Here is an 11,168-nt window from a genome sequence, read left to right as displayed (position 1 = left end):
ACATGGGCATCAATCAGGCCGTCATAGGGGTCGGGCAAGGTGCTTTCGTGGTGAAAACAGGTCACGCCGCGCCGCGCCAGGATGGCCGACAGGCGCGGATGCTGGCTCACCGCAAAGCGCCGGCCCAGCGCGTCGCTGACCAGCCCATCGACCGCCACCGGGCGCAGGTGCTCCTGCTCCAGCTGCAGCAAGGCCACCGCGCCGCAACGAAAGTGGGCGCGCAGGGTGACCACCAGCCGCTGCAGGCGCACCGCCTGCGGCAAATCGGCGACCAGATCGGTCAGCAGCATATTTTCAATCACGGTACGAATTACCCTTTATAGGTTGAATCAACCCTTAGCAGATCGGGTTAATAGTACCATCATGCAAAAATGTCCTTGAATTCATTGGAGATTTTCTGGGCATGGAAATCGCATTGGGTAGACATCCATTTCACAGAGGACCTTCCCATGACCCTGCTCGATCAACCCCTGGGCCAATTGGCGCGCCAGCTTTCCGGTGCCACCCGGATTTTTCATGAATACCAGCTCGACTTTTGCTGCGGCGGCAAGCACAGCCTGCGCGAAGCCGCCAACGCGGCCGGCGTCGATGGCGCGCTGATCGCGGCGCGCCTGCAAGGCCTGCCCGACATGGCCGAATCCGAAGAACGCGACTGGAGCGCCGCCTCGGCCACCGAACTGGTCGACCACATTCTGACCCGCTTTCACGAGGTGCACCGCCAGCAGCTGCCCGAGTTGATCCGGCTGGCGCGCAAGGTCGAGCAGGTGCACGCCGCCCATGAAAGCTGCCCGGCCGGCCTGGCCGACCATTTGGCCGCCATGCAGCAGGAGCTGGAAAGCCACATGCAAAAGGAGGAGCAGGTGCTGTTCCCGATGCTGGCGCGCGGCCACGGCGCGCTGGCGACCAGCCCGATCACCGTGCTGCGCATGGAGCATGACCAGCACGGCGTGGCGCTGCAGCGCCTGGACGCGCTGACCCACGGCATCACCCTGCCGCGCGGCGCCTGCAACACCTGGCGCGCGCTGTACCTGGGCCTGCGTACCCTGCACGACGACCTGATGCAGCACATCCATCTTGAAAACAACATCCTGTTCGACCGGGCCGCCCCGGCCGTGCAGCCCGCGCTGGCGGCCCACGGCTGAAGCCGCGGCCTCATTACCAAGGCAGAAAGACCCCTATGGCTTCCTACAAAAAACTCTGGTTCACCCTGATCGCCGTGGTGGCGGTCACCTTCTCGCTGCTGGGTTACTTCGGCACCGAGGTCTACCGCCAGGCGCCGCCGATTCCGTCACAGGTCGTCAGCGCCGACGGCCAGCCGCTCTTTACGAAGGAGGGCATTCTGGACGGCCAGACCGCCTGGCAATCGGTGGGCGGCATGCAGCTCGGCTCGATCTGGGGCCACGGCGCCTACCAGGCGCCCGACTGGACCGCCGACTGGCTGCACCGCGAGCTGACCGGCTGGCTGGAGCTGGCCGCCAGGGACCAGCATGGCAAGGCCTACGCCGAACTCGACGGGCCGGCGCAAGCCGCGCTGCGCGCGCAGCTCAAGGCCGAATACCGCGGCAACCGGGCCGATGCCGACACCGAGGTGCTGACGGTCTCCAGGCGCCGCGCGCAGGCCATGGCCAGCACGGCGGCGTATTACGTCAGTCTTTTCTCGGACACGCCCGAGCTGCGCAACAGCCGCCAGAGCTTTGCCATGAAGGAAAACACCCTGCCCAGCGCCGAGCGGCGCCAGCAGCTGACACAGTTTTTCTTCTGGACCGCCTGGGCCGCCGCCACCGAGCGGCCCGGCAAGAACGTTACCTACACCAACAACTGGCCGCATGAGCCGCTGATTGACAACCGGCCCAGCGGCGAAAACATCATGTGGTCGATTGGCAGCATCGTGGTGCTGCTGGCCGGCATCGGTTTTCTGGTCTGGGCCTGGGCCTTTTTGCGCAAGCATGACGACCCGCTGCCGGCCGCCGCCGCGCGCGACCCGCTGACCACCTTTGCGCTCACACCCTCGCAGCGGGCGCTGGGCAAGTACCTGTTTCTGGTGGTGGCGCTGTTTGTGTTTCAGGTGCTGCTGGGCGGCTTTACCGCGCACTACACGGTCGAAGGACAAACTTTTTACGGCATCGATGTCTCGCAATGGTTTCCATACTCCCTCACGCGCACCTGGCACATCCAGGCGGCGCTGTTCTGGATTGCCACCGGCTTTCTGGCGGCGGGCCTGTTTCTGGCGCCACTGATTCATGGCGGCAAGGACCCGAAGTACCAGAAGCTGGGCGTGGACATCCTGTTCTGGGCGCTGGTCATCGTCGTGGTCGGCTCCTTTGTCGGCAACTACCTGGCGATTGCGCAAATCATGCCGCCCAACCTCAACTTCTGGCTCGGCCACCAGGGCTACGAGTACGTGGACCTGGGCCGGCTCTGGCAGATCGGCAAGTTCACCGGCATTGCCTTCTGGCTGGTGCTGATGCTGCGCGGCATGGTGCCGGCGCTGCGCCAGCCCGGCGGCGACAAAAACCTGCTGGCGCTGCTGACGGCCTCGGTAGTGGCGATTGGCCTGTTCTACGGTGCCGGCTTCTTCTACGGCGAGCGCACCCACCTGTCGGTGATGGAGTACTGGCGCTGGTGGGTGGTTCACCTCTGGGTCGAAGGCTTTTTTGAAGTGTTCGCCACCACCGCGCTGGCCTTCATCTTTGCCACGCTGGGCCTGGTGTCGCGCCCCATGGCCACGGCGGCCAGCCTGGCCTCGGCTTCGCTGTTCATGCTGGGCGGCATTCCGGGCACTTTCCACCACCTTTACTTTGCCGGCACCACCACGCCGGTGATGGCGGTCGGCGCCAGCTTTAGCGCACTTGAAGTGGTGCCGCTGATTGTGCTGGGCCACGAGGCCTGGGAAAACTGGCGCCTGCGCGAGCGCGCCGACTGGATGGACCGCCTGAAGTGGCCCATGATGTGCTTCGTCGCTGTGGCCTTCTGGAACATGCTGGGCGCTGGCGTCTTTGGTTTCATGATCAACCCGCCGATGGCGCTGTACTACATCCAGGGCCTGAACACCACGCCGGTGCATGCGCACGCGGCCCTGTTCGGGGTCTATGGCTTCCTGGCGCTAGGCTTCACGCTGCTGGTGCTGCGCTACATCCGGCCGCACTACGCCTTCAGCCAGCCGCTGATGAAAACCGCGTTCTGGGGGCTCAATGCCGGCCTGGTGCTGATGATTTTCACCAGCCTGCTGCCGATCGGCATCATCCAGTTTCACGCCAGCGTGACCGAGGGCCTCTGGTATGCCCGCAGCGAAGCCTTCATGCAGCAGCCGCTGCTGCAAACCCTGCGCTGGATCCGCACCTTTGGCGACGTGGTGTTCATCACCGGCGCCGTGGCCATGGCGCTGCAAGTGGTGCTGGGACTGCTGGGCAAGCAGCCCGCGCTGGCCGCGCCGGGCAGCCGGCTGGAACCCGCCGGGGCCTGAACCTGCCTCAACCCTGCCTCGACCTTCATGGGCAGGCCGCCTGCGCGGGCCTGTCCATCCCTTTTTTCAACCTTCACAGGAGTATTCACATGAAAATTTCCCAACACACCACGGCCCTCGCGCTGATCAGCGCCGCCGCAGCCTTTGCGGCACCGGCCTTTGCCGCCGACGCCTGCACCGCCGACATCGAGGCCAACGACGCGATGCAGTTCAACACCAGCAGCATGACGGTGCCCAAGAGCTGCAAGGACTTCACCGTCAAACTCAAGCACACCGGCAAAATGGCCAAGACCAGCATGGGCCACAACTGGGTGCTGAGCAAAACCGCCGACATGGCCAGCGTCGCGGCTGACGGCCTGACAGCCGCCGCCAGCGAGCATGTCAAGGCCGGCGACAGCCGCGTCATTGCGCATACCAGGGTCATAGGTGGCGGCGAATCCGACGCCGTCAAGTTTGCAGGCAGCAAGCTCAAGGCCGGCGAAAGCTACAGCTTTTTCTGCTCCTTCCCCGGCCACTCGTCCCTCATGAAGGGCACGCTGCAGCTCGGCAAGTAAGCCGTCAGGCCGGGACGCGGGCGACAATGCAGCGGTGAACATCCAGCTGCTGTCCGACCTGCACCTTGAATCGAACCCGCACTTCTGCGCCCGGCCGACCCCGGGCGCTGACCTGCTGGTGCTGGCGGGCGACATCGGCTCCTACCAGAACGGCTCGCTGCTGGGTCGCCTGGGCATCAGCGACTTTGGGCTGGCGCGGTTTTCGCCGCTGCCGGTGGAGCGCGGCGGCGCGGGCTGGCCGACGCCAGTGCTGTTCTTGCCCGGCAACCACGAGTACGACGGGCTGGATTTTGACGAGGCCGACGCCCGGTTGCGCGAAACCTGCCAGCGCCTGGGGCTGATCTGGCTGGAGCGCGAAAGCGTGGTGATGAATGGCGTGCGCTTTGTCGGCAGCACGCTGTGGGCCGACTTTGACGCGCTGAGCACCGAGCAGGCCCGCCACGAAGACATCAGCCTGGCCCAGCAGCTCAAGGGGCGCGAAAAAGCCTTTCGCGCCGCCAATTTTTACCTGAACAAAAACCACGCCCTGCGCGCCGGTCAGCCGATGCTGGCCGAGGCGGTGCGCCAAGAGGGCCTGCAAAGCCAGGCCTGGCTGCGCCGCGCGCTGGCCGAACCGTTTGCCGGCCCGACCGTGGCGGTGACGCATTTCGCGCCCAGCCTGCTCAGCGCCGACCCGCGCTATGGCCTGTCGCCCGGCACGGCGGGTTTTTGCAATTCGCTGGACGAGCTGCTACCGCTGGCCCGGCTGTGGCTGCACGGCCATCTGCATTGCCCGATTGACTATACGAAAAGCGGCTGCCGCGTGGTCGCCAACCCGCTGGGCTACGCGCGCAAGGGCGAGCAGGACGGCTATAAACCCGATTTTTTGATCAAAATCGACCTCTAGCCCTTACAACATAGGCATAGTGCGCTATGAAAACAGTAGCAAACTGCCGGAACGCTCAGCGCCAGCGTTAACTGCGCATTCAGTTGACGCGCATCAAGCCGCCGGCACGGTCTTTGGTTAGACTGGATCTTTTGCAGAGGATGACTTCCATGAAAATTCTTCTCGCCGTCGATGGCAGCGCCTACACCAAGAAAATGCTGGCCTATCTGGTCGCGCACAACGAGGTGTTCGGCACGGCCAGCCAGTACACCGTGTTCACCGCACAGCCGCCGCTGCCGCCGCGGGTGCGGGCGGCGGTGGGGGCCAGCACCCTCAACGGCTACTACGCCGACGAGGTGGAAAAGATCATGGGTCCGGTCTGCAAGTTTTTGCTGCGACACGCCATAGAAGCCAAAAGCGAGTGGAAATCGGGGCCGGCCGGCGAGGCCATCAGCAAGTTTGCCCAGGCCGGCAAGTTCGACATGATCATCATGGGCTCCCACGGCCACGGCGCGCTGGCCAATCTGGTCATGGGCTCGGTGGCGACCCAGGTGCTGGCGCACAGCACCGTCCCGGTGCTGCTGGTTCGCTAAGCCGGGCCACCCGTCCGCGTCACCCGCTTAGCGGGCGCTCAGCCCTTCAAAGCAGGTGCGCAGCACCAGCTCGATCACCGCCTCATCGCTGTGCTGGCCGCTGGCCCGCATGAATTCGAGCACCGGATCGCAGGCCCGCGCGTACAGCGTGTAGAGCACCAGCAGCGGCGGCAGGTCGGCGCCCAGGCTGCCGTCCTGCTGCGCCAGCTCTATCCAGCCGCCGATGTGGTCACTGACTTCCATCAAGCCGTTGAGGTAGGCCTTGTTGCCCATCAGGGCGGCGCGCAGGCTGGAGTTCTGGCTCGGCAGCGAGGGCATTTCACCGGCCATCTGCATCTGCATCATCCAGCGCACCACCGCCTTGAGCTGCTCCAGCGGCCGGGCGCTGGCGGGCAAGGTGGCCAGATGGGCCTGCGCCAGCCGCAGCACCCGCACCATGGCGGCGGCGGCCAGCGCCTCCTTGCTCGGGAAGTGCTTGTACAGGCTGGCCTTGGCAATGCCGACATCGGCTGCCACCTGGTCCACCGTCATCAAATCGAAGCCTTTTTCGGCCATCAGGCGATTGGCCGCCACCACGATGGCGTCCTCGCGCGCCTGCAGCATCTGCGTCTTGAACGACATCTTGGCCGGCCCCGCCTTGAGGGCGCTGATTTTGGCGGTGGCAGAGGGGCTGCCGACGGTGGGACCGCTGGTGGACATGGCTGCATTCTAGACACACAGGCCCGGTTTCAGGCCGGCCGGCACCGCTTGCGGCAAGCGCATTTTTTTATTGAACCTATTGCACGCCGCGAGACTCCACCGTAATAACAATTTTTTCCAATTGTTGGTTTGCCTGCCGCCCTGATTTGGCTGTATGTTGTTCTCAGGGTGGATGCGAATCCGGCATCGAACCTGAAGTGGGGAGCGCATCATGATGAGCACCGTGTCCTACCTTGGCGGCTGGCTTGGCGCGACGGGTCTGGCCGTCGCCTTTGCCCTGGCATCGCCTACCGATTCCAGCGTGATGGGCCACCTGCCCGCCTTCATGTCGCAAACCCTGATGCGCCAGCCACTGGCGGTGCCTGACGGCCTGCCGTCGGACCGCACGCTGGCCCTGATCACCTTCAAGCGCGGCCAGCGCGATCAGGCCGACAGCTGGATCCGGGGCCTGAATTTGCAAAATGACGCTTCGATTGCCTGGGTGCGCATGCCGGTGATCAAGGACCCTGGCACGCTGACCGGCCGCAGTGCGGTCGAGGACAAGCTGCTGCGGCACTACCCGACAGACACCGAACGGGCCAATCTGGTGCCGGTGTTCACCGACCGCGCGAATTTTGCGCGCTCTGCCGGCCTGAACAGCACCGAGCAGGTTTACGCCGTGGTCATCAACCGCCAGGGCGAGGTGCTGGCCCGGATGGGCGGGCAGTATGACCCCGACAAGGCCCGAACGCTGCGCGAAACGCTGCTGGCGCAAAGTTTTTAAGCGCCACAGCGCAGCTCACAGGCTGGCCAGGCCCAGTGTGAAGTAAAACGTGGCGCCGCAGCCCGCGGCCGACTCGCCCCAGACCCTGCCGCCATGGCGCGCAATGATGCGCAGGACGGTGGTCAGGCCAATGCCGTTGCCGGCAAATTCGGTGGGTGAATGCAGGCGCTCAAAGGCGCCAAACAGCTTTTCGGCATAGGCCATGTCAAACCCCGCACCGTTGTCCCGCACGAAGTAGACCGTTTCGCCGGCCTCGCCCAAGTCGTGGCCAAACGTGATCTCGGTCACGGGCTGGCCCGCGCTGAATTTCCAGGCATTGCCCAGCAAGTTGTCCAGCACCTGATTGAGCAGCTGCGGATCCCCCTGCGCCAGAAGCCCGGACTCCACCCGCAGTTGCACGGTCCTGGCAGGCTCCCGCTCCTGGTAGCCTGTCAGCAAGCCCACGGCCAGCGCGCTGAGATCGACCGGCTCCCAGCGCAGGCTGGAGCGCGAGACCTGGGCCAGCGCGAGCAGGGCCTCAATCAGTTCACCCATCCGCGAAGCACCCGCACGGATGCGCGCCAGGTAGTGTTGGCTGCGCTCGTCCGGCGGCCCGCCGCTGGTTTTGGCCATCGCCTTTTCCAGCAGTCCGCTGAATCCGGCAATGGTGCTCAGCGGGCTACGCAGATCATGCGCGACCGAATAGGAAAAAGCCTCAAGCTGCTGGTTGGCAAACTCCAGCTGCGCGGTGCGCAGCCGCACCCGCTCTTCGAGGTCGGCGTTGAGGCGCAGGATTTCCTCGCGCGCTTTTTTGCGTTCGCGGATGTCGGTGTTGATGCCCAGCACGCCGTTGGCCTGGCCTTGCCCATCGCGCACCACGGTCCAGCGCGCTTGCACATGAATGGTTGAGCCGTCGCGGGCGACCTGCGCCAGCTCGCCGGTCCAGTCGCCGTCACTGGCCAAGGCCTGGTTCATGGCGGTGGCGAGCACTTGCGGGCTGCGGTACATCAGCTCATCCATGGTCTTGCCCAGCACTTCCTCCGAAGTCCAGCCATAGAGGTGCTCGGCGCCCTTGTTCCAGAAACGCAGCGTCCGGTCGAGATTGCGCACCATGATGGCGTCCTGCGCCTTGTCCAGCAGCGCGGCCTGCTCCTGCACCTTGGCCGTGGCTTCGCGCGCGGCCTGCTGGTGACGGCGACGCTCCAGCCGTGCGCGCAGACTGCCGATGCCAAACGCCAGGTTGTCGGCCAGCTCCTGCAGCAGCTTGACTTCCTCAGGGGCGAACTGCTGAATCTCGCCGGCATACAAACACAGCACCCCAAAACTGCGCTGTTCACTGCGCAGGGGCAAAACGAGAGCGCTGCGGTAACCCCGCTGCATAGCAGCCTCGTGCCAGTAGAAATGACTGTCGGCCTTGCTGATGTCGCCGCTTTGCTGCGGCTGCCCGCTGCGGATGGCTTGACCCGCCGGCCCGCACCCGCCCGGCTGGTCGTCGCCCCAGTAGAGCTTGATGGAGTCAAGGTAGCCCGACTCCTCGCCCGCATGGGCCATGGGCAGGATGCTTTTCGCCTCATCATCCTGCGCATAGCCGACCCAGGCCATGCGGTAGCCCCCCACCTCGACGGCGACACGGCAGACCTCGGCCAGCAAACCGGCTTCGTCATCGATCCGGTTGATGGCCATGCTGGAACGGCTCAGCATCTGCAGTGCCCGGTGGGTGCTGGCCAAAGTCAGATCGGCCCGCTTGCGCCTGGTGATGTCGCGCAGGCTGGCTATGAACTGAGGATGCCCGTCCAGATCAAACCTCGAAACCCGCAGGGCCAAGGTGAACGTGCCGCCGTCGCTGCGCCGCGCTGTCAGCTCGTGTTCCGTTCCGATCCAGTTGGCCGGACCGTCAAGAAGATCCCGCCCCAGCTTGCCATCGGATTCACTGCGGTAAGGCTCCGGCATCAGTATTTTCAGGTCGCGGCCAAGCACCTCGGCAGCCGCATAGCCGAACATTTTCTCGGCGGCCAGGTTGAACGAAAGCACCTGCCCCCGGCGGTCGCTGGTGATGACCGCGTCGCTAATGGCTTGCAGGGTGACCTGGGCCCGTTCTTTTTCATGCTGCAGGCTTGCCAGGGCCTGTTTCAGGGCGCGCAAGGGATGGCGGATCAAAAGCAGCTGCACCAGACTGCCCAGCAACAGGCCAAACAAGCCCGCCAGGACGGTTTCAAGCAGCAAGGGGCGCAGGGAGCGGGCCACTTCAAAGCGTCCGACCTCATGGCCGGAATCCAGCAGGGCGGCGGTGCGCATGATCACCGGCGCGGCGAGCAGAGCGGGGCTGCCTGTGACGACCCGGCCCTGGGCGTCCAGAATACGGCGCCACTCGGGCAAGCTGTCGTGGGACATAGCCTTGAGCAGTTCCTGGAGTCGCGGCTCTTCAAATTGCCAGAATTCGGGGTTGGCGTTGATCAGCCGCGTTATGTTGATCGCATTAAATTCCGCTTCCACATCCATGGATGCCGCATGAAACTGGTACTGCAGCGCAAAAAAGCCCAGCGGAAAAGAAAGCGCGATCACGGCGGCCAGGGCGCCAGCCAGCCGGTTGACGGTGCGCGTCAGTTTGATGTTGAGCTCGCTCATGAGGCCTGCCCTTATTTTTGCGGTGGCAGCCACTGGCCGTTTTTCTCAAGAATCTCTTGCCCGGCGGCAGAGCGCAAAAAAGCGAGAAACTGCTGCGCCAGCGGCCTGGGTTTCGGGCCGCTGACCAGGCTGAAGGTGACGTAATACGGGTACTCGCCATTGGCCAGGGTTTTCAGGCTGGGCGTCACGCCATTCAGCGCCAGCGCCTGAAGCGCGCGCTTTTCGGAAATGATTAGCCCCAGGGTGGTGGTTCCGAGGGCGCCGGGTATGCTTTCCAGGCTGTCCGCGCTGGCCTGGTCGGTAGTGGCAATGTTCATGCCCGGCCGGGCATGGGCCAGGTTGACCGCCTGGCTCATGGCGGGCGACAGGTTTTTCAAGGTGCGCGTATCCGAGTCCGCTTCCGGACGCAGCACCAGCCGCAGCGGGCGGCCATCGGGCCAGCTGGTGCGTTCGCCGCTGTAAATGCCGAGCAGCTCGCCCAGGGTGATGGCCGATACCTGGGTGCGCACGGCGGTCGCAAAGACAAAAGGCGTGCGCGCATATTCCGTCGTCATCATGCCTGGGCCACGTTCCGCGTCGGCCAATGGCCGGCCGATCACCGCAAGATCCAGCGCTCCGGCCTGCAAGGCCTTGATGCCGCCGCCGCTGCTCAGGCTGGGGACAATCACCACGGTGGCCTGGGGCTGGATTTGTTGAAAGGCCTGGCCCACGATTTTCAGGGTGCCGAGCGCCCCGCCGGTGCCGCCGATCTTGAGGGTGCTGGCGGCGGTCTCAAGCGGCTCGGCGCTGCCGGCGCCGGGGGAAATCGACAAGGCCGTCAGCAGCAGGCAGGCTTTGAAATTAAACATGGAAGTTCCTTGGTGGATCCGGCCAACGCGTTGACTCAAGCGGGTTGGCTTCAAACTACTTTGTTGCTGTTGGCGGGGCGCATTCATTCACCAACACCGAAGCGGCGCTCTGCTTGAGCGCCGCCGTCAGCGCATCCAGCACCTCGGACTCCAGATTCCAGCAATGCCAGTAGAGCTGGATCGGCAGTGTGCAGGTCGGCGCCAGGTTGACCAGCAGGCCCTGCTCGATCAGCCCCTGCGCCAGCAGGCGCGGCACCACGCTGGCGCCCCAGCCGGCCAGCACGGCGCGCAGCTGGCCTTCGGACGAGGGGACAAACAACTGGTTCAGCGTGACGCGCTTGAGGCCGAAGGCCTTGCCGACAAACTCGCTTTGCATGTCGTCCTTGCGGTTGAACGCCACAAAGGGAATGTCGCGAAAATTGTGCGCCGTCAGCAGCGCCTCGCGGCCGCGCGCGCCCGGCGTCGGCTTAGAGAGACGGCTTTGGGCAAATGCCGGGGTCGCCACGGCCAAGTATTCCATGGCTCCCAGCGCCACCACCTTGCAGCCGCGCAGCGCCTGCTTGAGCGTGGTGACGCAGCCCAGCACCTGGCCTTCGCGCAGCCATTCCTGGGTGAAATCCTGGTCATCGGCAATGATTTCCATCGGCAGCCCCTGCTGCGCCAAATCGGTCAGCGCCGGCAGCGCCCAGGTGGCAATGCTGTCGGCGTTGATGGCAATCGAGATGCGCTCTTCCTCGCGCGCGCCGCCGAGCGAACTGGGGGCCAGCTCCTTCAGGTCA

General features: G+C 64.7%; 10 protein-coding genes and 1 pseudogene. 6 read left to right on the top strand and 5 right to left on the bottom strand.

Annotated features, from left to right (window positions below; all coding sequences use genetic code 11):
- Positions 1–302, bottom strand: a pseudogene (locus tag RMO23_RS11155) (nitric oxide reductase transcription regulator); the annotation flags it as partial.
- 147 nt (positions 303–449) lie between these two features.
- Between RMO23_RS11155 and ytfE the strand changes: the two are divergent.
- The 5 genes from ytfE to RMO23_RS11130 all read left to right on the top strand — a co-directional run bounded on the left by ytfE (position 450) and on the right by RMO23_RS11130 (position 5,475).
- Complete coding sequence (ytfE, locus tag RMO23_RS11150; RefSeq protein ID WP_309681451.1) at positions 450–1,142, top strand: iron-sulfur cluster repair protein YtfE; 693 nt, start codon at positions 450–452, stop codon at positions 1,140–1,142.
- A 35-nt stretch (positions 1,143–1,177) separates the two neighbouring features.
- Complete coding sequence (locus tag RMO23_RS11145) at positions 1,178–3,463, top strand: nitric-oxide reductase large subunit (RefSeq protein WP_309681449.1); 2,286 nt, start codon at positions 1,178–1,180, stop codon at positions 3,461–3,463.
- 95 nt (positions 3,464–3,558) lie between these two features.
- On the top strand, positions 3,559–4,017 hold the full coding sequence (gene azu / locus RMO23_RS11140; RefSeq protein WP_405041597.1) for an azurin: 459 nt from the start codon (positions 3,559–3,561) through the stop codon (positions 4,015–4,017).
- A 34-nt stretch (positions 4,018–4,051) separates the two neighbouring features.
- A complete protein-coding gene (locus RMO23_RS11135) occupies positions 4,052–4,903 on the top strand; it encodes a metallophosphoesterase (protein WP_309681445.1) in 852 nt (283 codons plus the stop codon).
- 149 nt (positions 4,904–5,052) lie between these two features.
- On the top strand, positions 5,053–5,475 hold the full coding sequence (locus RMO23_RS11130; protein WP_309681443.1) for a universal stress protein: 423 nt from the start codon (positions 5,053–5,055) through the stop codon (positions 5,473–5,475).
- A 27-nt stretch (positions 5,476–5,502) separates the two neighbouring features.
- Here RMO23_RS11130 and RMO23_RS11125 read toward each other — a convergent pair whose 3' ends face one another.
- The gene (locus tag RMO23_RS11125) at positions 5,503–6,078 is read right to left on the bottom strand and encodes a helix-turn-helix domain-containing protein (protein WP_309681453.1); all 576 of its coding nucleotides are present in this window, start codon (positions 6,076–6,078) and stop codon (positions 5,503–5,505) included.
- Between the two features lie 307 nt (positions 6,079–6,385).
- Here RMO23_RS11125 and RMO23_RS11120 point away from each other — a divergent pair, with 307 nt between their 5' ends.
- Positions 6,386–6,937 (top strand): hypothetical protein, encoded by a 552-nt coding sequence (locus RMO23_RS11120; RefSeq protein WP_309681441.1) that lies wholly within the window; start codon positions 6,386–6,388, stop codon positions 6,935–6,937.
- 15 nt (positions 6,938–6,952) lie between these two features.
- Here the strand turns inward: RMO23_RS11120 and RMO23_RS11115 are convergent, their stop codons facing one another.
- The 3 genes from RMO23_RS11115 to RMO23_RS11105 form a co-directional block, all read right to left on the bottom strand.
- Positions 6,953–9,541: a PAS domain S-box protein gene (locus tag RMO23_RS11115; RefSeq protein WP_309681439.1), complete on the bottom strand. Its 2,589-nt coding sequence runs from the start codon at positions 9,539–9,541 to the stop codon at positions 6,953–6,955.
- An 11-nt stretch (positions 9,542–9,552) separates the two neighbouring features.
- The gene (locus RMO23_RS11110) at positions 9,553–10,389 is read right to left on the bottom strand and encodes a substrate-binding domain-containing protein (RefSeq protein WP_309681437.1); all 837 of its coding nucleotides are present in this window, start codon (positions 10,387–10,389) and stop codon (positions 9,553–9,555) included.
- Between the two features lie 55 nt (positions 10,390–10,444).
- Positions 10,445–11,168: ArgP/LysG family DNA-binding transcriptional regulator (locus RMO23_RS11105; protein ID WP_309681435.1), on the bottom strand; the 724-nt coding region annotated here is incomplete at its 5' end.

This window comes from Polaromonas sp. (assembly GCF_031411155.1).
Taxonomy (GTDB): domain Bacteria; phylum Pseudomonadota; class Gammaproteobacteria; order Burkholderiales; family Burkholderiaceae_C; genus Polaromonas.
This window is presented reverse-complemented; position numbering and strand designations above follow the sequence as displayed.